Genomic DNA, 22,270 nt, shown 5'->3' on the forward strand with positions numbered 1-22,270 from the left:
CAAGATTTTTCTATAAATCATCCAGTTGATTTACGATGCTTCGTTGACAGATTTCCTTTTTTGCACTATCATTATATGGTAAAAATAAACAGAAACGAGGATAAAATTATGTTAAATGAAAAAATGGTTGCTCTCGGCACCCAGCGTTCTGTTATTCGTGAATTATTCGAGTATGGCAAACAGCGTGCTGCCGAAGTAGGCGCAGAGAATGTCTTTGATTTTTCCATTGGAAATCCTAGTGTTCCTGCTCCTGACTGTGTAAATGAAACTGCAATAAAACTGCTGAAAGAGATGGATTCCGTTATTCTTCATGGATATACAAGTGCACAAGGTGATGCCGGTGTTCGTAAGATGATTGCAGACTCCCTTAACTCCCGCTTCCAGACATCCTTTACTGCAGATAATCTTTACATGACTGTTGGTGCTGCTGCTGCTTTATGCTGTTGCTTAAACGGTCTTGCCTGCCCTGGAGATGAATTTATCGTATTTGCTCCATACTTCCCTGAATACAAGGTATTCATTGAAGCGACTGGTGCATCTATGAAGCTAATCCCTGCAGATATCGAGGCATTCCAGATTGACTTTAAAGCGTTTGAAGAAGCGATCAATGAACATACAAAAGGGGTTCTTGTAAACTCTCCTAATAATCCTTCCGGAGCAGTCTACTCTGAGGAAACAATCAAGAAACTTGCTGAAATCCTTGAAGCAAAGTCAGCAGAGTATCATCATCCAATTTATTTAATCGCTGATGAACCGTATCGTGAGATTGCATTTGAAGGTACCTTTGTTCCTTATCTTCCAAAGTACTATAATAATACTTTAGTATGTTATTCCTGGTCAAAATCTTTATCTCTTCCTGGAGAACGTATGGGATATGTTGTTGTGCCAGATGAAATGGACGATCACGAACTGGTTTATGCTGCGATTGCAGGTGCCGGCCGTTCTCTTGGCTATGTAAATGCTCCTGGATTATTCCAGAGAGTCTGTGCCCTTTGTGCAAATGAAACTTCTGACATCTCCGTCTACGAGACAAATAAAAACATTCTCACAAAAGGACTTCGTGACATGGGATATCACGTTGTAGAACCAGGCGGAACCTTCTATATGTTCCCTCGTACGTTAATTGATGACGATATTGCCTTTTGCGAAAAAGCAAAATTAGAGCATAATCTTTTAATCGTACCAGGAACCGGCTTCGGATGTCCTGGACACGCAAGAATCTCTTACTGTGTCCCTACCGAGCAGGTTGAACGCTCTCTCGCTGCATTCGAAAAACTTGCCAAATCATATAAATAAATGTGTACTGTTGGAGGCAGATTATGATTATCGATTTTCACACCCACACTTTTCCGAATAAATCTTCCGAAAAGATTGTGAATCACCTTGCACATACTGGATGCATCCCTCCACATACAGACGGCTCCGTTATCGGCCTCTTTTCTTCCATGAAAGAGGCCGATATTGACTATTCTGTAAATCTGCCTGTCATGACAAAACCCGGACAGGTAGAGAAGGTTAATTCCTCATTGATCATGCAAAAAGAATATCTTCTTGATATGAAGATCATTACTTTTGGAGGAATGCATCCTGATTATGTAAACTATAAAGAAGAACTCCTGCGATTGAAGCAGGCTGGCATTCCCGGTATCAAATTACACCCTGCATATCAAAATGTAGATCTTGATGATATTCGTATGATGCGTATCATTGATGAGGCTTCTTCACAGGGGCTTATTACATTAGTCCATGCTGGCATTGATATTGGTATTTATGACCACAATTATTCTTCTGTTGCTCATATTTTAAAATTATTAAAAGAAGTTGCTCCAGAAAAGCTGGTTCTTGCACATATGGGAAACTGGGGCTGCTGGAACGAAGTCGAGAGTGATCTTGCCGGAGCGCCTGTCTATTTTGACACTGCTTTTTCTTATGGCCCGGTAACTCCACTCCCCGATGCCCCAAGAGCTCCGTATATTTCCTATAATCTTCATCCAAAGGACTTTGTACGTCTTGTGAGAAAACATGGTACAGACAAGATTCTTTTTGGCACTGATTCTCCGTGGGAAGACCAGAAAGATTATGTAAAAAGAATCTCCCATATGGCTTTTACAAAAAAAGAACTCGAACAGATTCTTTCTCAGAATGCAAAAAATCTTTTACAATCCTGATTTGATGGACTAAAGAAACGAAAAGCAGAAATTTAATATAGAATAAAATGTGAAGATAGTCGCAGCGTAGAAAATGCCTGACCGGCATTTTTACTTGCTCCGACATCACATTTTATTCTATATTAAATTTCTGCTTTTCTGTCCTTTGGCACCAGATGAAATCAGGATTTTGTGTGAAAAAAGGGGGTTCCCCAGAAGTCTATGGTTTTTATTTGGAATGAAAATCTCCAGAAGAATGTGTCAATCCTTTAGAAATTAATTTCCTGGAAAGTCATATCCTGCTGGTACATTCCACTTTGCCCAACTGTAGATTTATATTAGCCAGAAAAAAGAAAAAAATAACACATCCCAGATGCGGCTTCGGAGCGTGTTTAAGATGCGGGCGAGCATCTTAAACACAGCGACTACAGAGCAGATGGGATGTATTATTTTTTCTTTTTTCGTCTATACGAAATTTACTAAGATTATTTATTATAGAGATCTCTCTTATCGACTACTCGAACCGCTTTTCCTTCGCTTCTTGTAATAGTCTTTGGCTCTAAGATGCTGACATCTACTTTGATTCCAAGCATATTCTTTAAACCATGTACGATTTTCTTTTCTCTAGCTGCGATAGCAACATCTTCCTGTTGCATTTCCGGTGTCATCTCTACCTGAACTTCGATTGTATCGTTATTACCAATACGATCTACTAAAATCTGATAGTTTGCCTGATATCCCTGTTTTAATAAAACAGCTTCAATCTGAGATGGCCATACATTAACACCTTTTACTACCATCATATCATCGCTTCTGCCCATTGGTTTATGCATACGGATATGGGTACGTCCACAGGAACATTTCTTTCTTGTAAGATAACATAAATCTCTTGTGCGGTAACGGAGTAATGGATAGGCTTTCTTTGTAATACAGGTAAATACTAACTCTCCTATTTCTCCTTCTGGAAGAACTTCTCCTGTATCTGGATTAATAATCTCAGGAATGAAGTGATCTTCCTGTATATGCATTCCTTTCTGCTCTTCACATTCAAAGGATACACCCGGACCGGAAATCTCGGTCAGTCCATAAATATCATATGCTTTGATACCAAGAGATTCTTCGATATTATGACGCATTTCCTCTGTCCATGGCTCTGCTCCAAAAATACCTGCCTTTAACTTGATATTCTCTCTATGTCCGCCTTCATTAATTGATTCTCCAAGGCTTGCAGCATAAGAAGGAGTACAGCAAAGAATGGTAGATCCTAAATCTTCCATAAACTGAATTTGTCTTTCTGTATTACCTGAAGACATTGGAAGTGTCATACAGCCCACTCGATGAGAGCCTCCATGCAGACCTGCTCCGCCGGTAAAGAGTCCATAACCGTAGGCTACATGGCATACATCATCTTTTGTTCCACCAGCTGCCATGATTGCACGCGCACAGCAATCCTCCCAAATATTAATATCTTCCTGTGTATAGAAAGCAACTACTCGACGACCTGTTGTACCACTTGTAGACTGCATTCTCACACATTCAGATAATGGTACCCCAAGAAAACCGTATGGATACTGATCTCTCAAATCATCTTTAGTAACGAAAGGAAGTTTATGAAGATCTTCGATTCCTTTTATATCTTCTGGTTCTACTCCTGCTTCTTTCATTTTATTGCGATAAAATTCTACATGATCATATACATACTTTACCTGCTTTACAAGTCTTTCACTCTGTAAAGCCTGCAGTTTCTCTACCGGCATCGTTTCAATCTCTGGTTGATAATAATTTCCCATTCTTCTCTTTCTCCTGTTGTCACTTAATTTATAATGATTTCATTTTCTTCTATTCTTCGCCTCTTCCAAGTGCAAATGCCTTGTGATTGAGTTCAACAAACTTTGCCGGAACACATTCCTCGATTGCTTTCTGCCACTTTTCTACTGGAATATCAAAGTATTTAGACAGTCTGCCCATTAAAACAATATTTACTGCTTTTGATGAACCTGCTTCTTCTGCTAAGGACAGACAATCCATCGCATCTACTTTAATTCCTAAAGCTTCCATCTTTTCGATAAGATTTTCAGGGTACTGTGCCGCACCGGTAATAACCGGCATTGGATCAATTTCCTGTGTATTTACAACAATTCTTCCCTCTGGTCTCAAATATTCTACATAACGGGCAGCCTCTAACTTTTCAAAAGAAACAATGAAATCTGCCTCTCCTTTATCAATAATCGGAGAATATACTTTATCTCCAAATCTTACATATGTAACAACGCTTCCACCTCTCTGGCTCATTCCATGAACTTCAGAAACCTTTACGTCATAACCTTCTGATAAAAGCAAATGTCCTAATAACTTGCTGGCAAGAAGGGAACCCTGTCCTCCTACACCGACAATCATAATATTCTTTGTCATTTCGCCTGTCCTCCTATGCCTGTAATGCATCAAACTTACATAACTGCTGGCATACGCCGCAGCCTACACATAATGTTGTATCGATGACTGCTTTCTTATCCTTTATACTGATAGCAGGGCAGCCAAGTCGCATACATGATTTACATCCTACGCAGTTTTCTTTTTCAACCTTTAATGGTGGATTATGTTTTACATATTTTAAGAGCGCACAAGGACGACGGCTAATAATTACAGATGGTTCTTCTGCAGCTAATTCTTCTTTGATCACTGTGTCACAAGCAGTAAGATCATATGGATCTACCACGCGAACCCTGTTAAATCCCATGGAACGACACAGACTTTCTAAATCAATCTTTCCTGCTGGGTCTCCTTTAATATTGTAACCTGTTGTCGGATTCTGCTGATGACCTGTCATTCCGGTAATAGAGTTATCAAGAATAATTACAGTGGAATTACTCTGATTATAAGCAATATTAGCAAGTCCTGTCATTCCGGAATGCATAAATGTAGAATCTCCGATAACGGCTACAGTCTTTCCTTCACTTTCTTTGCCAAGTGCTTTGTTAAAACCATGAATAGAACTAATCGAAGCACCCATACAAAGAGTCATTTCCATCGCACTAAGCGGCGCAACAGCTCCAAGTGTGTAGCATCCAATATCACCGAGAACTGTACATTTATTCTTGGACAATGTATAGAACAGCCCTCTGTGTGGACAGCCTGCACACATAACCGGCGGTCTTCCCGGAAGAGTTTCGCCAAGTTCTTTATGTGCCGGAATCTCTACTCCTAACTTCTCAGCAATCAGATTCTGTGAGAACTCCCCTTCCATTGGAAGAGTATCTTTTCCTGTAACAGTCAGTCCAAGTTCTTTACAGTGATTCTCTAAAATCGGATCCAATTCTTCAATAATCGCAAGTTTTTCTACCTTTGCTGCAAAATCTAAAATAAGCTGATCCGGTAATGGATTTACAAGACCAATCTTTAAAATACTTGCCTGTTCTCCAAATACTTCTTTTGCATACTGATAACATGTGGAAGAAGTAATAATTCCAAGCTTGGTATCAGCCATCTCCACACGATTAAAATCACAATGATTTCCGTATTCGATGAGTTTTCTTGTTCTCTCTTCTACAACTGGATGACGGCGAATTGCATTACCTGGCATCATAACGTATTTTGCGATATTCTTCTCATAAGGAATTGTTTCTGGTACAACATGTTCACCCGGTTCTACAATACTCTGAGAATGTGCAACACGAGTACACATCTTAATAATAACCGGTGTATCAAACTCTTCAGAAAGCTCAAATGCTTTCTTGGCAAATTCATAAGCTTCCCTGGAATCAGATGGCTCTAACATAGGGATCTTTGATGCGATCGCATGATGTCTTGAATCCTGCTCATTCTGTGAAGAATGCATTCCCGGATCATCTGCAACACAAATAACCATACCACCATTCACACCTGTATAAGAACAGGTAAATAATGGATCGGCAGCTACGTTTAAACCAACGTGCTTCATTCCACAAAAACTTCTCTTTCCAGCAAGAGAAGCACCAAAAGCTACTTCCATCGCTACTTTCTCATTCGGTGCCCACTCACAGTAAATCTCATCATATTTCGCAGCTTCCTCTGTTACTTCTGTACTAGGAGTTCCAGGATAGCTGGATACTACACTACAACCTGCTTCATATAAGCCTCTTGCCAGTGCCTTATTACCTAACATTAATTGTTTCATGGTAAATATCCTTTCTATAATTGTTTATTTGTTCCTTTGTATAAAAAGATACGGCTGTCCTGCACAGCCGCATCTAGCTATATCTGACTTTGTAGCACATTTAAAAATCAGGATTCTTCTGTTCCCTCTTTGTCCTCTTTCTTATCCAGTCTGTCAATTACCTCTCCAAGACAGCCTGTTCCATAATTAAGCATACGATTCACACGACTGATTGTAGCAGAACTTGCGTTTGTCTCACTCATAATCTCCGTATAAACTTTTTCCTTCTTCAACATACTTGCAACTTCAAAACGCTGCTCCATAGACCGAAGCTCAGTCATTGCACAAATGTCTTCAAAAAAATCAAAACATTCTTCTAAACTTTTTAACTCCAGAATAGCTTTATACATGCCTTCTTTACGTTCTTTTGGAATATTTTTTCCCATAAGATGTTCCTTCCTTTACGAATTCAAGAATGCCCCGGCATTCTTGCTGCGAGATGCGCGTCATGCAATGCATGACATCCTTCTTCTGCGCATCTCTGCAATCCTGCCGGAGGCTATATCAGATGGGGGGATTGACTCCCCCACTGATACTGATTTGCTGCTCGCCACCTACAGAGGTGGGAGTCATCTCACATCTGATATAATCTTATGATACCATCTTTTTTCGATTTCGTAAATAAAAAGTTTAATGTGTTAAAGAGTTTTTCCTTTAAACAACAAAAACACTATAATAATTCCCTTGATTCATTTTTTATGCTATACTTAATCTATCTTTTTGATAATGAGGTTTATTTATGAATTTAGAACAATATAACAGAATTCACGATTTTTTCATCACACATTCATCGGCTTTTTCTTTACTACTAATGGCTAACCGTTTTTTGACCGCCTGTGGTTTTTTTCTTTACCCGCTGTTATTGTTATTTCTTCTATTAAAAGGAGAATTTCTTACGTTATGTTCTTTTATTTTTATTCCTGCAATTTGTTTTTTAATCATAACAATTTTTAGAAAAGTTATAAACAAGCAGCGCCCATATGAAAAACTTCCAATTCAGTCACTAATTAAAAAAGAGAAAAAGGGACAGTCTTTCCCAAGCCGCCATGTATTTTCTATCTTTTTAATTGCAACATTATGGTTTTATTTTTGGAAACCAATAGGCATCTTTCTTCTTATTGCTGGCATTTTTCTCGCAATTGTCAGAGTAATTGGAGGCGTACATTTTATAAGCGACGTATGTGCCGGAGCGTTTCTTGGTATCATCGCAGGGTGGATTTCTAACTATATCTTTTTGATTTGCTAAAAAACAGACAAAAAAAGCCTCCGCATGCCTTTCTGGAGAATCCTCAAATCCCTCACAAGCGAAATTACCTCAAAGGCAGAAAATAAAAAGACTAATAATAGCAGATGTGACCTCGGAGCAAATGTTGGATGTGAGCGCAAAAGCGAACATTCAACACGCCGCGACTAAAGTCACAGGTGCTATTATTAGTCTTTTTTATTTTCGTCTATTCAGCCAATTATGCTAAATTATTCGTTATCTAAAGCTTTGATGCTTAAGCTGATCTTACGATCATCTTTCTTGAAGTCTACAACTTTAGCTGTAACTTCCTGACCTACTTTTAATACATCAGATGGTTTCTCGATATGTTCTTTAGCGATCTGAGAAACATGAAGTAAAGCATCTACACCTGGCTCTAATTCAACGAATGCACCGAAGTCTGTCATACGAGCAACTTTACCAGTTACTTCGTTACCTACTGCGTATTTTTCGTCAGCGTGAAGCCATGGATTTGTCTCAGGGAACTTTAAGGATAATGCAATCTTCTCACCCTGAATATCTTTAATAAGAACGTTTAATTTCTCACCTACTGTGAAAACTTTCTTAGGATTTTCAACACGTCCCCAGCTCATTTCGGAGATGTGAAGAAGTCCGTCTGCTCCACCTAAATCGATGAATGCACCAAAATCTGTTACGTTCTTTACAGTTCCTTCTACAGTCATACCAGCTTCGATTCTTTCAAACAGTGCTTCCTGTTTTGCTTTCTTCTCTGCTACTAAAAGCTGTTTACGGTCACCGATGATTCTTCTCTTGCGAGGGTTGAACTCAGTGATAACGAACTCGATTTCCTGTCCGTCATATTTCTTTAAGTTCTTCTCATAAGTATCGGATACAAGGCTTGCAGGGATGAATACTCTTGTATCTTCCACTACAACACTTAAACCACCGTCAAGAACCTTAGCTACAGGAGCTTTTAATACTTCATGGTTGTTAAATGCCTCTTCTAATCTCTTGTTACCTTTTTCTGCTTTAAGTCTCTTATATGTTAAGAGAACCTGTCCTTCGCCATCATTCACATTCAGAACTTTAGCTTCCATCTCGTCACCAACTTTAGCGACTGTTGTTAAATCTAAATTCTGGTCGTTGGAATATTCGTTTCTTGAAATGATACCGTCGGCTTTATATCCAATATTTAAGATGATCTCATCCTCTTTTACATCGATAATAGTACCCTGAACTACCTCTCCATTTCTAATTGTCTTAAAACTTTCTTCCAGCATCTGGTCAAAACTCATTTCTGCCATGCTTTCATGAACCTCCTTGATAATATTATTTGGGGTTGAAGCCCCTGCAGTAATACCGAGCATCCCGATATTAGAAAAATCCTCCATATTCAAATCATTTTTTGTTTGTATATAAAAAGTATTACTACATTCTTTTTTACTTATCTCAAAAAGCTTTTGAGTATTCGAACTGTGTCTGCCACCGATCACTATCATCGCATCAGACTTCTTCGCCAGTTCTCTGGTCTCCGTCTGCCGCTCCTCAGTTGCATTACAAATCGTGTTAAAAACATTTATATCATAACCCTTTTCTGAGATAATTTCAACTAAATCTTGAAACTTATTGTAGTTAAATGTCGTCTGTGACACGATGGATATCTTCGCATCGGCATCTAACTCAACTCCTTCTGCCTGCTCTCGATTCTCAATTACAATCGGATGCGTCTGGCACCAACCCATGATCCCTTCTACTTCGGGATGATGGTTATTGCCTATAATAATGATTACTCTGCCATCCCCACTCTCCCGCTCAACGATCTTATGAATCTTTCTCACGAAAGGGCAGGTCGCATCCACTAAATCAAGACCCGCATTAAGGATCTCCTCATAAATTGCTTTTGACACGCCATGAGAACGAATAATAATCGTTCCTTCTGAAAGAGACTTAAACTCCTTGCTGTCATTAATAACATGAACTCCCTGTCTCTCCAGATCTGCGACAACTTCATCATTGTGAATGATCGGCCCAAATGTATAAACGTTCTTCTTAGAAGACTCTTTATACACCGTATCTACAGCTCGCTTTACTCCAAAACAAAAGCCAGCAGATTTTGCTATGTTAATCTTCATCATTTACTCCGGCAATATTATTTTATTTTTTTAAATTCGGAGATAATCGTATCAATCACCTGTGGAATGGACATATCTGAGGAATCTACCAGTATGGCATCTTCTGCCTTACATAGTGGAGCAATCTCCCTCTCCATATCCTGCTTGTCTCTTGCCATGATATCACTCTTAATCTGCGCAATATCACACTCTGTTCCTTTCTCCTGTAATTCATCATAACGTCTCTTCGCTCTTACATCAGCGGAAGCCGTCAGATAAATCTTAAGAGAAGCATCCGGCAGGACATTCGTTCCAATGTCTCTTCCATCCATGAGGATATCTGAAGTCTTCGCCATATTGCGCTGTAAATCTAACAGTGCAGCTCTTACTTCCGGTACAGCAGAGGTAACTGATGCCATCTTCCCGACCTCTTCTTTACGAATAAATCCGGTAACATTCTCACCATTTAAAATAACCTGCTGTTTTCCTTCCTCATCATATTCTAAAGTTACATGAATGTTCGGACATTCCGCTGCAACGAGCTTCCTGTCATGTCCATCAATACCTTTACGCAAAAAATATAAAGCGATTGCCCGGTACATGGCTCCGGTATCTACATATATAAATCCTATATCCTCTGCGATTGCCTTTGCAATCGTACTCTTTCCAGCTCCTGCCGGACCATCAATTGCTATACTGTACATGGACACTTCCTCCCATTTCTTTGAAACCTGACTGCTCACACAGTGATTTCACTTTTACCTACACTTGATTAGTGTAACATATCTTCGCGAAAAAAAAAACATTTTTTTATATTTTTTTTGAAATTCACGTAGTTTTTACGCATTTTTTCCTGCTGCATAGCCTGTTGTCCATGCAATCTGCAGATTATATCCACCTGTAACGGCATCTAAATCCATAATCTCTCCGGCAAAAAAGAGATGTTTTACCTTCTTTGATTCCATCGTTGCCGGATTAATTTCTTTTACATTCACACCGCCTCTTGTGACGATCGCTTCATTAAATCCTCTTACACCGCTGATATGCATCTCAAAATTCTTCATAAGTTCAATCATGCGTCTTCTTTCTTTTTTGCTGATATCCCTTATCTTTTTATCCTCTGGAATCTGTGCCGTATCAAGAAAGACTGGAATCATCTTTTTAGGGAGCAGACGTTCCATTACATTTGAAATATTTTTATTACGATACGTATCAAATTCTCTTAAAAAACGTTTGTCTAACTGCTCCGGTGTAAGAGAAGCCTTTAAGTCAAGAAACAGTTTCAATTCTCCTGCTTCTAATTCCTTTTGATACTTGCCAAGGCAGGTGCTTGCAGTAAGAACAAGCGGACCACTCACTCCAAAATGTGTAAACAAAAATTCTCCAAATCCTTCATAGATTGTTTTCTTCTTTGTTTTTATGCGAACCATAACATTCTTTAATGTAAGTCCCATCAACTCTTTGCACCAGTTCTCCTTCATTTCAAACGGAACAAGGGATGGCTCGATGGATTTAATTTTATGTCCTGCCTGTTTTGCAAGGATATATCCTGCCCCATCAGAACCAGTAGATGCATAAGAAAATCCTCCACAGGCAAGAATCACTGAATCTCCTTCCATCTTTCTGCCATCAGACAAAAGTACACCTACACACTGATCTTTCTCTTCATTAAAAAGCAGTTCTTTTACCTCTGTATGATAATAAATCTTTACTCTGCCTTTCTCACACTCTCTTTTTAATGCCTGTATTACATCAGAAGATCGATCTGACTGCGGAAAGACTCTCTGTCCTCGTTCTGTTTTTACAGGAAGACCGATTTTCTCCAGATATTCTATCATATCCTCATTATTAAATTGTGAAAATGTACTATATAAAAAACGAGGATTTGTTACTACATGCGTAAGAAATTCCTCCGCCGGACAAGCATTTGTAATATTACATCTGCCTTTTCCTGTAATGAAAAGCTTCTTGCCAAGCTTCTCATTTTTTTCAAGAATACATACCTTCTTTCCTGCTTTAGACGCAGAAATGGCAGCCATCATACCGGCTGCCCCTCCACCTACAATAATTACTTTGTTCATTATAGTAAACTCCTGTTATAAACATCATATTCGTTCCAGAGTTCCTCAAGAGCCATCAGGCGCTTCTCAACATCTTCTTTACGAAGCAGTGCGATTGCTGTAACCATCGCATTCACAACGCTTAACGGACATACAAGAGAATCAACGATTGTCATCACATCACTCTTTGCGATTAGTTTACAGTCCGCATACTCTATAATAGGAGACTGCATATTATCGGTAAGTGCGATTGTCTTTGCTCCATGATTCTTTGCATACTGAAGAGCGCAGATCGTTCTTTTGGAATATCTTGGAAAAGTAATGCCCATCATAACATCATTCTCACTGATATCATAAATCTGCTCTAATGTCTCAGAGGTACTGTTAGCATCCACAATAATTACATTGTCAAATAACATCTTAAAGTAATATCCCATCAACCCTGCAAGATATGCAGCACTGCGCGCGCCTAAAATATATAATCTTCTTGCATCGTTAATAAGCATTACCGACCTGTTAAATTCCTTTTCATCCACCCCACTCTGAATCGTATCTCTAAGTCGTTCCGCATCTGTATAAAGAATGCTCTTTAAGACACCTTTTTCCTGATATCTCTTAGAGGAAAGAGACATCCTCTGAATAGAGTTTGAGTTCGTCTTTACGATAACCTGAATTGCCTTCTGTAACTCCGGATATCCTTCATAATCAAGCTGATAAGCAAAACGAACTACTGTTGATTCACTGACTCCCGCTTCCTTTCCAAGCTTGGATGCAGTAAGATATGCCGCAATATCATAATTCTCTGTAATATACTGAGCCAGCCTTCTCTGTCCTTTACTAAACTCAGAAGACTTCTGCTCAATCCTCTGTAATAAATTTAAATGTTCCACTCTATTACTCCACCTATTCTGTAAAATTAAGTATATTTCATAATACTCCATTTTTCTGTTTTTGTAAAGCAAAATGAAGGATTTAAACAAAAAAATTGCAAACAGGAATCGTTTTTTCTGTTTTTGTAATTTAGCAAAAAGTTTTCCAAAAAGAAAAACTGTGTTTCCGAAAAACTTCGGTTGCACAGTTTTCATTTCTTAATGATTCATTACTGATTACTTTCCAGGATAAGTGATAACAGCTTCTACATCATAGCCTTTTAAAGCATCTCGTCCATGCAGTCCCTGCAGTTCCATAACAAAAAGAACCTTTACAACAACACCGCCAAGCTGTTCGATCAAATCAATCGCTGCTTTTGCCGTTCCGCCTGTTGCCAGCAGATCATCGACAAATACAACTCTCTGACCCGGACGGATATCTTCTTTATGAATCTCTATTTCTGCTGTTCCATATTCCAAAGCATACTCCCTGCTTACTGTCTCTCTTGGCAGCTTGCCCTTTTTACGTACAGGTACAAACCCTTTACTCTTATTATATGCAAGAGGCATACCAAATAAGAATCCACGAGATTCCGCTCCGACAACAACATCAAATTCTGTTCCCTCAAGGCAGTGCATCAATTCATGTACACTAAGTTTCAATCCTTCTGGATCACGTAAGATTGATGTAATATCCCTAAAAATAATTCCTGGTTTTGGGAAATCCGGAATATTGATGACATAATCTTCAAGTTTCTTCACTTTGTCCACCCTTTCTGCCCGAAAACAGGCATAAAACTACTACTTTTTTCTTATGTTAATTATAGCAGATTTTTCACACAAAAAACAACAAAATCTGCATATTTCTATTATCTTTCTATAAAACTTATGACAACAAGATCATTTGCGTCCTGATACAATTTATATTTGTCATTTGCCTTCGTAATTTCATTTTTATTTTAGATGTCAGGATCAACATTTTACTTTAAATCACAAAAATATTCGATGGCATATGCCACCCCTTCCTCATCATTTGTCTTTGTGACAAAGTCTGCAACTTCTTTTAAAGACTCTTCTCCATTCTCCATGGCAACACCGACACCCGCCATCTTTACCATTTCAAAATCATTGTTTCCGTCTCCACATGCCATAATACTTTCTACCGGAATATCAAGAATCTTCCCAAGATGTAACATCGCATCTCCCTTATTGCATGTTGCCCCGTTAATCTCAAGATTATTTCCAAGAGAGCAGGTCACTGCCAGATCTTTTATCTCTCTAAGATCCTTAAACGCTCTTTGTCTGTCTTCTTCTCTGGCAAAAAACATATTAATTTTTTCGACCGGAGCCTTATTCTCTTTCATCCACACTCTCAGATCATCAATTCGGTTACGTGTTGTTCTTACTAGGTTTTCAATATGCTTTTCAATTCCATAATTGCCTACATTATCATAAAAACGCGCTTCACACCATCCTGTTCCCAAAGCATATACATCATAAAATGTATGATAAGTTTCCAGCACATCAAATAGCTCTAAAGCTCTTTTCCATGGAATACAATTTTGATAAAGTACTTTATCTTCTTTCAAATCCAAAACACTTGCACCATTTGATAAAATGACATATCGCATTCCTTCAATCTGTGTTAAATACTCTGGAATACCTGTTTTCACTCTGCCTGTCGCCGGAAGGACCTGAATACCTTCGGCTAAGCATTTTTCTAGAACTTCCTTTGTATGTGGGGTTAATACCTTTTCTGAAGTAAGCGTAGTTCCATCTAAATCTAATCCTATCAATCTGACATTTTTATTCTTCTGTTCCATACATCTTTACTCCTTTACTGGTGTTTAAAACGATAATTCTGAATAACAATCTGAATACTTTTCTGACCTCTCCACTCATTAATCTGTGGATAATAGGTTACATCCATCCATATATGATGTGGCAATCCTCTTTGAACTCTTTGTGCTTCTTCTTTTCCGCAAAAACAAGAAAGTTCTTCTAAAAAACCATCCGATTCTCCAAAATACATTGCTTCTATGTTCGTTTGACTTCCGTCAGAAAGAAACAACTTCAAACACCGACCAGTTGTTCCAAGAACACGTATCCCCTTTATGTACAAATCTTTTTGTGCAAACAATGGTTTTGTATTTTCATTCCCAAACGGTTCGAGCAATTCAAATTCTTTAATCAGGCTTTCTGACAGATACGAAATCGGTAATGCTACATCAATATGTACCTTTTCTACAAAATCCTCTTCTGTAAGCGTAGTATTCGTATTTAATTTCTCCCGGAATTCCTCTAACCTGTCTTCCTGCATAGAAAGACCGGCCGCCATCGGATGACCACCAAATTTATCAAAACATTCTTTGATTTTATTCATTTCCTGATACATATGATATGCTTCAATTGATCTTCCGGAGCCTTTTAACCCCTCTTTTGTTCTTGTAATGACAAAAACCGGTTTGTGATAATATTCCTTCATTCTGCCAGCAATAATTCCTGCGATACTTTCATGACAATCCGGCAGATATACAACTAACACTTTATCTTTTGCATGGCCTGTACTTTCCAGATATGCTTTTGCTGCTTTCACTCCATCTGCGGTCATCTCTTTTCTTTCTGCATTTAAAGCAGTAAGTGCCTCTGCTTTCTGTCTGCAGATTTCCTTGTCCTTGCAAAGAAGAAGCTCTAATGCCTCCTTTGCCGAAGTAAGTCGTCCGGAGGCATTAATACATGGTCCAAGGATAAATCCAAAATGATAGGAAGATAACTTCTTATCTTCAAGATGATTCGCCTCTATCAAAGCCTGCAGACCCACAATCTCTGTCTGCCTGATTCGGCGCAGCCCTTCCTTTACAAGAATCCGATTTTCATCAAATAGAGGCATCACATCACAAACCGTTGCCATTGCTGCGATTTCAAGAAATGCCTCGCTTTCTTTTTGATCAATCTGAAACAGATCATAAAGCACCTGAATAAACTTATAGACAACCACTGCTCCACATATACTTTTAAATGGATAGGAACAATCTTTCTGTTTGGGATTAATCACAGCAGCAGCTGGCGGAAGTAGATAGGTTATTTCATCATTTTCTTTTTGAAACGGAATATCATGATGATCCGTTACAACAATCGTCAAACCTAAAGAATTACCATAAGCAATCTGAGCCGATGCAGCAATTCCATTATCACAGGTAATAATCGTATCAATCCCATCCTCTGCCGCCTGCTCTATCAGATGCTCATTAATACCATAACCGTCTTCTACACGATCTGGAATCTTATAATCCACATCTGCACCACAGCGTTTCAATCCCTGGTATAAAATATAGTTTGAAGAAACACCATCGACATCATAATCTGAAATAATACGAATCTTTTTCCCTGCTTCTATCTTTTCTTTTATGATTTCCGCCCCTTTATCTGCATCTTTTAAAAGATGAGGATCATAAAGATCCGACAGGGAACCATACAAATAACGCTGCATTTCTTCTATTGTTGTTAAGTCCCTATTCCGCATCAGACGCGCCGTCACTGGACTGATATGAAATACTTCTCCAATCTTATTAAAATCTGCTCTTTTTGAAGCGACAAACCACTTTTCCATTTATTCCTCTTCGCCCTCTGTATCTGCTAATGCTGCCTTAATCATAATTGCGCACTCTACTCGTTTACGTTCCATATCACAGCTCAGATCATAAGAATCATCGATTGTTCCATGGAAATTATAAGAATTTGCAGGACATCCGCCACTACAGTAGAATCTTGCAAAACACTCTTTACATTTCTTCTTGGTGTATACGTTACAGGAACGGAATTCATCACAAATATCTGTACGTTTAATTCCATCAAAAACATTACCAAGAAGGAACTTATCTTCCCCTACAAACTGATGACATGGGTATAAGTCTCCCCAAGGTGTTACTGCTAAATACTCTGTTCCACTTCCACAGCCGGAAAGTCTCTTTGCCACACATGGTCCGCCTGTAAGATCAATCATAAAATGAAAGAAATTAAATCCTCTTCCCTCTTTTTCTCTCTGAATCATTTCTTTTGCAAGTCTGTCATACTCATCAAAAATCTGCGGAAGATCCTTTTCCTGAATTGCATATGGCTCTTCTGGCTGTCCAACAACCGGCTCCATGGAAATCTGTTCAAATCCCAAATCCGCAAGATGAAGAACATCCTTAGAAAAATCAAGATTTCTATTTGTAAATGTTCCTCTTACATAATATTTCTGCTGATGTCTCGATTCTGCAAAGCGAATAAACTTTGGCATGATCAGATCATAGCTTGGCTTGCCATTTCTTGTAGGACGCATATAGTCATGGACTTCTTTTCGTCCATCTACACTTAAAACGACATTATCCATCTCTTTATTAGCAAATTCCATCATTTCATCATTTAAAAGAACACCATTTGTTGTGAAAGTAAAACGGAAATGTTTATCATAATCTTTTTCAAGAGAACGTCCGTACTCTACAACTTCTTTTACAACATCAAAATTCATCGTTGGCTCGCCGCCAAAGAAATCCACCTCAAGATTGTGACGATTACCAGAATTTTTCACAAGGAAATCAAGAGCAGCTTTTCCTACTTTAGCGCTCATAAGCTCACGATGTCCCTTATATTCTCCCTCTTCTGCAAAACAATAGCGGCAGGCAAGGTTACAATCATGAGCGATATGCAGACAAAGAGCCTTTACTACAGTCTTTCTACTCTTAACTTCGTTAATGTACTCTTCATAAATATCTTCTGTAAATAATAAACCTTCTTCTTTTAAAGAAGTCACTTCTTTATATGCCTCTTCAATCTCTTCCTTATTATAAGTATCAGACAATTCCTTTTTAATTTCCTCTAAATTCTTTTCTTCATATAAAGCAATTACATCATATGTCACATCATCAACTACATGGATCGCACCACTGCACACATCCATAACAATATTATATCCATTATTTTTATACTGGTGAATCACGTTAATTATCCCTTTCTACTCTCTTACTTCTCTTCTATATGTGATATCCTCCCACCTGTAATGGTAGGAGAATTCTTACGATATTTATCAAATTATCATAAAGTGATCTTAGGAAAATACTTTTCCATACAAGATTTCATACAAAATTTTTATATAAAATTTATATTATAAAATTTCTATACAAGAGATAAGGTGAACTGACCGCAAAGACAGTTCACCCTACTTCAAGCATATGTCAGGAAGCAATCTTCCTGTTGTGCTTTTTAATTATTTATTACTCTCGCAAGTCTGGTTACCTACTGTACAAGATGTCTTGCAGGCAGACTGGCAGGATGTCTGGCATTCACCGCATCCACCTTTACACATGGTAGTACCGTATGTCTTGTTTCCGGTCAGTGTCTTTACACGTTTCATTAATAACGCCTCCTCACTTCATAATCTAGTATGCAAAGCATCTAAGATGACACTTTGTAGGTTATTATAACACAAACCCTCCCGTAAGAAAAGACCTTTTTAAAGAGACCTCTACTTAACTCAACATTCCTCCAAGCATCCCTCCGGCTGCACAATATAAAAGTGTCGTAAAAAATGCTGTTTTATCTGCCATAAAAGGCTGCCCCATTCCCACACGTATCACTGAAAAAAACAAACAATATAAAGCACCAACCCCCAGTCCCCATAAATACCTTTTCTTCGTATTTTTCTTTCCGCAAAAAAATCCACCGACAAAGCAGGCAATAACGCTCATTACAATCAGGCCAATCTTTTCTACAGAAGCAGATAAGCTTCCCTTTAACATAGCAAATGCAAATACAGCCAGAAAGAGCATTGTTAGCAAAACAGCAATTATAACAGACACTAACACTCTTCCTATCCTATCCATCCATTTTTTATAAGAAATCCCGTCCATGTATCTCCGTACCTGAATATTTTTATACAGTGTATGAATTCTATTTTTATTTAGAACAAATCATAATAACAAATACTGTGTCTTCGCACATTCTCTTACTCTACGTAGGAGCGATTTTCTATAAAACAAAAAGAGCTGAAGACTTATCATCTTCAGCTCTTATGCAGTTGACGGGACTTGAACCCGTACCCAGTCAGCCCGGACTAGATCCTTAGTCTAGCGCGTATGCCAATTCCGCCACAACTGCTTATCAGTGAATCTCTTGCTCACCAACGAAAATTAGTATACCATAACATTACTTCTAATGCAAGTATTTTTTTATTAAATTTCATATCATATTTTTATGATAAAAACAAAGAGCTGAAAACTTTATGTCTTCAGCTCTCATGCAGTTGACGGGACTTGAACCCGTACCCAGTCAGCCCGGACTAGATCCTTAGTCTAGCGCGTATGCCAATTCCGCCACAACTGCTTATCAGTAATTATCTCTCACTGACAAAAATTATTATAACACAGTTTTTTTAAATTGCAAGCACTTTTTTAAATTTTTTTAATTTTTTCAAAATTTTTAACTATAAGTAAAATAAACTTACCCTTTTCATCTTCTATTTCTGGCAAATTCAAGTCGAGCCGCTGTCACTCACCACCTGAAAGAAGTGGGAGTCTTCTCGACTGAGATAAAAATCCCCTGTAGCAGATATGATATTCATACAATTAAAATGTACTTAAACTTTTAACTGTATCTAATTTCCCATCTGCTACAGAAGACTTTTTATTTTTCATTTTCTGATGAGTCTGCTTCCGTTGTATAGTCGTTTAAATACTGAATGTCTGTCGTAAGATAAAGTCCTTTATCTGTAATATAAGCAGATTCTCCGTTCTTTCGTGTAACCTTGCCTTTTACCTGTACTTTATCACCAACATAAACAGACTTTACTACATTATCCGCCTGAAAATCCGCCCATTTACGAAGTCTTACTCCAGTGGAACTAATATATGTAATAGCTACATATCCTTCCAGTTTCTCATAAGAAGCAAGTTCTTCCATGTACTTTTCGCTGGCATACAAATACATTCCATTTTTCAGATGATAATATGTTTTATCTTTATATGTTCCCTTTTTGCTTGCCCAAAGAATCTGCCCACTTTTTAAATAAGTAGAACTATTTTCTTTCTTTCCCGGTAATTCTGATATATATAACCCTTTTGCAGGCAAATTCTTTATCATAATATAGCCGGCCTTAAATGACTTATCTGTTTCCAGATATTCTTTATGTGCATCATAATCATTCTTTCGTTCTTCTTTTTGAACATTCGCACCTTTATACTCTCTTCCGCTCAAAAAATATCGAAACCCAAAAATAAATAGAAGCACTGCTGCTACCAATACCAACGAAAATGACATCGAAAGAATCGTCTTCTTTACTGATAGCAATTCCTGATCATTTTCTTTTTTTACCATAAACCATTAATTATCCCACTTTGTCAGATTATATTTTTTAATAAGCGTTGTCAGCTCTGATACATATCCCGACCATGTACAATATCCGCCTTTTTGAAGAATTGTAAGCTGAGAAGAATAACTCTTTGTGTCTGTAAGTCCATTATATCGTCTTCTCGCACCATTCATAGCGTTAGAAAGATATGCGGAATGATCAGCGATAGACTGTGCTACAGAAGGATATTTACGGAACTTCGCAGTAATAGTCACTTTCTTTCCGTTATACTCTTCTCTTGTCTTCACTTCTACATAACTTCTTCCATCCCACACTGATCCTGACCAGCTATTACCGGAAAGAGAAGTTTTCATACCGAACATATTGTTGGAATTCTGTGTAAGCCCTGACTTACCCCAGCCACTCTCATTAATTGCCTGCGCCAAAGTAACAGAGGCAAGCACACCTGTTTTTCTGTAATCTTCTCTTGCAATCGGTCCTACTGCATTAATAAATTCCTGTGTACTCATATTCTTAAAAGCTGTTGCCTGAAGACCTGTATTCACCGCCGGTTCATTCACAATCGGTGTTGAGGCCGGTGCATTTGTTGTCGTTGTATTTCCTGTCACATAGATTGCCTTTTTAGATTTGTTATATATATAATGAAATCCCAGCTCCTCAAAAGCAACTCTTGCTGGAAGCATTATAAGACTAGTTCCCCCTATCTTTGCTTTAACAGGAGCAGTACGAATATTCTCTTTTTTTCCATTTACTTTTATGTACTTTTTATTTAGATAAAACCTTACTTGATTTCCATTCGCAGAAAGCGTTATTGTCTTTCCTTTATTCGCTTTTGATACAGATACTTTTGGTCCTCTTTTTACCATTGTATAATGATATGGAATCATAATATTTCCGTTAATCATCAAAGATGGTCTTGTTACACTATTCACTCTCTTACTATTATAATATACTTTATAATTTGCACCTCTGTAGCGAACAGTACGATTACCTGTTTTATAAGTAACTGCTGCTGCTGCACTTAACGAGCTGAATGCCAGAACAAACACCATTAAAAAAATTGCAGCCTTTTTAATAACCTTTACATTTTTCATAACTATCTCCTCCCTTTTAGAAATAAAAATTAATGTTATTTAATAAATGGACAACTTTTTTGTAAATAAAAAAGCCAGCAGATAATATCTGCTGGCCTTAACCTTCATTATGCTAATTTGCTCTTTGCTAATTCTGCAAGAGCTGCGAAACCTGCCGGATCAGCGATTGCCATCTCGGAAAGCATCTTTCTGTTAACTTCTACACCTGCTAACTTTAAGCCGTACATGAACTTGCTGTAAGAAAGTCCGTTCATTCTTGCTGCAGCGTTGATACGTGCGATCCATAACTGTCTGAACTGTCTCTTTCTCTGCTTTCTTCCTGCGTAAGCGCTTGTTAAAGCTCTCATTACGGACTGTTTAGCTACTCTATACTGTTTAGATCTTGCTCCTCTGTAACCTTTTGCAAGCTTCAGTGTTCTGTTATGTCTTTTCTTTGCGCCAATTGCGCCTTTTACTCTAGCCATTAATTACTTCCTCCTATATACGATTAAAGATATGGTAAAATCTTCTTCATGTTCTTTACGTTAGTTGCATCTGTCATTGCAGCTTTTCTTAAATTTCTTTTTCTCTTCTGAGATTTCTTTGTTAAGATATGGCTCTTGTAAGCTTTATTTCTTTTTAACTTTCCACTACCTGTCTTTTTAAAACGTTTTGCAGCTGCTCTGCTTGTTTTCATTTTTGGCATAATATTAGTCCTCCTAATTTCTAATCTTAATTAACGTTTTTCAGTTAAAAACATTATCATACTTCTTCCTTCAAATTTAGGCTGTTTATCAACAACAGCTATATCTGAAAGCTGCTGTGCAAAATCCTCAAGAATTCCCTTACTGGAATTCACATGAGCAAGTTCTCTTCCTCTGAAACGAAGAGTTACCTTTACTTTATCGCCTTTAGAAAGGAACTTTCTTGCCTGATTGATCTTGGTATTCAGGTCATTCTTATCGATATTCGGTGAAAGTCTTACTTCCTTCACATCAATCGTCTTCTGCTTTTTCTTAGCTTCCTTCTCTTTACGGGCAAGCTCATATCTATATTTTCCATAATCAATAATCTTGCACACAGGCGGCTTTGCATTCGGAGCAATCTTTACAAGGTCAAGTTCTGCCTCTCTTGCAAGCTTCATAGCTTCCTTTGAAGACATAATTCCAAGCTGCTCTCCATCACTGCTGATAACTCTAACCTCTCTGTCACGTACCTGTTCATTAATCATTAATTCGTTAATAG

Annotated in this window: 22 protein-coding genes and 2 tRNA genes; 3 read left to right on the forward strand and 21 right to left on the reverse strand. The window is 38.0% G+C overall.

What is annotated here, in order from left to right; translation table 11 throughout:
* The first annotated feature begins 108 nt into the window (after positions 1 to 108).
* The gene (locus FYJ25_RS08540) at positions 109 to 1,296 is read left to right on the forward strand and encodes a pyridoxal phosphate-dependent aminotransferase (RefSeq protein ID WP_021908186.1); all 1,188 of its coding nucleotides are present in this window, start codon (positions 109 to 111) and stop codon (positions 1,294 to 1,296) included.
* Between the two features lie 23 nt (positions 1,297 to 1,319).
* Positions 1,320 to 2,168: an amidohydrolase family protein gene (locus tag FYJ25_RS08545; protein WP_154581059.1), complete on the forward strand. Its 849-nt coding sequence runs from the start codon at positions 1,320 to 1,322 to the stop codon at positions 2,166 to 2,168.
* A gap of 464 nt (positions 2,169 to 2,632) precedes the next feature.
* On the opposite strand, the gene FYJ25_RS08550 is transcribed toward FYJ25_RS08545, so the two are convergent.
* The 4 genes from FYJ25_RS08550 to FYJ25_RS08565 form a co-directional block, all read right to left on the reverse strand.
* Positions 2,633 to 3,937 carry a phenylacetate--CoA ligase family protein gene (locus FYJ25_RS08550; protein WP_147607554.1) on the reverse strand — a complete coding sequence of 435 codons (1,305 nt, stop codon included), beginning with the start codon at positions 3,935 to 3,937 and terminating at the stop codon, positions 2,633 to 2,635.
* 49 nt (positions 3,938 to 3,986) lie between these two features.
* Positions 3,987 to 4,559: an indolepyruvate oxidoreductase subunit beta gene (locus FYJ25_RS08555; RefSeq protein ID WP_021908183.1), complete on the reverse strand. Its 573-nt coding sequence runs from the start codon at positions 4,557 to 4,559 to the stop codon at positions 3,987 to 3,989.
* A gap of 13 nt (positions 4,560 to 4,572) precedes the next feature.
* On the reverse strand, positions 4,573 to 6,300 hold the full coding sequence (gene iorA / locus FYJ25_RS08560; RefSeq protein WP_154581060.1) for an indolepyruvate ferredoxin oxidoreductase subunit alpha: 1,728 nt from the start codon (positions 6,298 to 6,300) through the stop codon (positions 4,573 to 4,575).
* A gap of 107 nt (positions 6,301 to 6,407) precedes the next feature.
* Positions 6,408 to 6,725, reverse strand: a complete 318-nt coding sequence (locus FYJ25_RS08565; RefSeq protein WP_021908181.1) for a YerC/YecD family TrpR-related protein — start codon at positions 6,723 to 6,725, stop codon at positions 6,408 to 6,410.
* A gap of 353 nt (positions 6,726 to 7,078) precedes the next feature.
* On the opposite strand from FYJ25_RS08565, the gene FYJ25_RS08570 reads away from it, so the two are divergent.
* Positions 7,079 to 7,585: a phosphatase PAP2 family protein gene (locus FYJ25_RS08570; protein WP_096239575.1), complete on the forward strand. Its 507-nt coding sequence runs from the start codon at positions 7,079 to 7,081 to the stop codon at positions 7,583 to 7,585.
* Between the two features lie 227 nt (positions 7,586 to 7,812).
* Here the strand turns inward: FYJ25_RS08570 and FYJ25_RS08575 are convergent, their stop codons facing one another.
* From FYJ25_RS08575 to infC, 17 genes are all read right to left on the reverse strand, one after another.
* Positions 7,813 to 9,696, reverse strand: a complete 1,884-nt coding sequence (locus FYJ25_RS08575; protein ID WP_154581061.1) for a bifunctional 4-hydroxy-3-methylbut-2-enyl diphosphate reductase/30S ribosomal protein S1 — start codon at positions 9,694 to 9,696, stop codon at positions 7,813 to 7,815.
* 17 nt (positions 9,697 to 9,713) lie between these two features.
* Entirely contained in the window at positions 9,714 to 10,379 is a 666-nt protein-coding gene (cmk, locus tag FYJ25_RS08580; RefSeq protein ID WP_021908178.1) for a (d)CMP kinase, read from the reverse strand.
* 135 nt (positions 10,380 to 10,514) lie between these two features.
* Complete coding sequence (locus FYJ25_RS08585) at positions 10,515 to 11,756, reverse strand: BaiN/RdsA family NAD(P)/FAD-dependent oxidoreductase (protein ID WP_096239573.1); 1,242 nt, start codon at positions 11,754 to 11,756, stop codon at positions 10,515 to 10,517.
* The gene (locus FYJ25_RS08590; protein WP_021908176.1) at positions 11,756 to 12,625 is read right to left on the reverse strand and encodes a MurR/RpiR family transcriptional regulator; all 870 of its coding nucleotides are present in this window, start codon (positions 12,623 to 12,625) and stop codon (positions 11,756 to 11,758) included. The genes FYJ25_RS08585 and FYJ25_RS08590 overlap by 1 nt, the downstream gene beginning before the upstream one ends.
* Before the next feature lie 216 nt (positions 12,626 to 12,841).
* Positions 12,842 to 13,366, reverse strand: a complete 525-nt coding sequence (locus FYJ25_RS08595; RefSeq protein ID WP_021908175.1) for an adenine phosphoribosyltransferase — start codon at positions 13,364 to 13,366, stop codon at positions 12,842 to 12,844.
* A 218-nt stretch (positions 13,367 to 13,584) separates the two neighbouring features.
* A complete protein-coding gene (locus FYJ25_RS08600; RefSeq protein ID WP_147607557.1) occupies positions 13,585 to 14,427 on the reverse strand; it encodes a Cof-type HAD-IIB family hydrolase in 843 nt (280 codons plus the stop codon).
* Positions 14,428 to 14,441: 14 nt separating this feature from the next.
* Positions 14,442 to 16,214, reverse strand: a complete 1,773-nt coding sequence (gene recJ, locus FYJ25_RS08605) for a single-stranded-DNA-specific exonuclease RecJ (RefSeq protein WP_096239571.1) — start codon at positions 16,212 to 16,214, stop codon at positions 14,442 to 14,444.
* On the reverse strand, positions 16,215 to 17,585 hold the full coding sequence (gene scfB, locus FYJ25_RS08610) for a thioether cross-link-forming SCIFF peptide maturase (protein WP_096239570.1): 1,371 nt from the start codon (positions 17,583 to 17,585) through the stop codon (positions 16,215 to 16,217).
* Between the two features lie 267 nt (positions 17,586 to 17,852).
* Positions 17,853 to 17,999: a six-cysteine ranthipeptide SCIFF gene (scfA, locus tag FYJ25_RS08615; RefSeq protein ID WP_005347340.1), complete on the reverse strand. Its 147-nt coding sequence runs from the start codon at positions 17,997 to 17,999 to the stop codon at positions 17,853 to 17,855.
* 115 nt (positions 18,000 to 18,114) lie between these two features.
* Entirely contained in the window at positions 18,115 to 18,444 is a 330-nt protein-coding gene (locus tag FYJ25_RS08620; RefSeq protein WP_157908551.1) for a TIGR04086 family membrane protein, read from the reverse strand.
* Between the two features lie 213 nt (positions 18,445 to 18,657).
* A tRNA-Leu gene (locus FYJ25_RS08625) sits at positions 18,658 to 18,742 on the reverse strand.
* A 140-nt stretch (positions 18,743 to 18,882) separates the two neighbouring features.
* Positions 18,883 to 18,967: transfer RNA gene (locus FYJ25_RS08630), tRNA-Leu, on the reverse strand.
* 300 nt (positions 18,968 to 19,267) lie between these two features.
* Entirely contained in the window at positions 19,268 to 19,957 is a 690-nt protein-coding gene (locus tag FYJ25_RS08635) for a hypothetical protein (protein ID WP_096239568.1), read from the reverse strand.
* A 6-nt stretch (positions 19,958 to 19,963) separates the two neighbouring features.
* The gene (locus FYJ25_RS08640) at positions 19,964 to 21,046 is read right to left on the reverse strand and encodes a glucosaminidase domain-containing protein (protein ID WP_154581062.1); all 1,083 of its coding nucleotides are present in this window, start codon (positions 21,044 to 21,046) and stop codon (positions 19,964 to 19,966) included.
* Between the two features lie 107 nt (positions 21,047 to 21,153).
* Entirely contained in the window at positions 21,154 to 21,510 is a 357-nt protein-coding gene (rplT, locus tag FYJ25_RS08645; protein WP_021908168.1) for a 50S ribosomal protein L20, read from the reverse strand.
* 23 nt (positions 21,511 to 21,533) lie between these two features.
* Positions 21,534 to 21,731 carry a 50S ribosomal protein L35 gene (rpmI, locus tag FYJ25_RS08650; protein ID WP_005350182.1) on the reverse strand — a complete coding sequence of 66 codons (198 nt, stop codon included), beginning with the start codon at positions 21,729 to 21,731 and terminating at the stop codon, positions 21,534 to 21,536.
* 30 nt (positions 21,732 to 21,761) lie between these two features.
* Positions 21,762 to 22,256 carry a translation initiation factor IF-3 gene (gene infC, locus FYJ25_RS08655; RefSeq protein ID WP_021908167.1) on the reverse strand — a complete coding sequence of 165 codons (495 nt, stop codon included), beginning with the start codon at positions 22,254 to 22,256 and terminating at the stop codon, positions 21,762 to 21,764.
* Positions 22,257 to 22,270 lie beyond the last annotated feature (14 nt).

The organism is Anaerobutyricum soehngenii, assembly GCF_009697165.1.
Taxonomy (GTDB): Bacteria; Bacillota; Clostridia; order Lachnospirales; family Lachnospiraceae; genus Anaerobutyricum; species Anaerobutyricum soehngenii.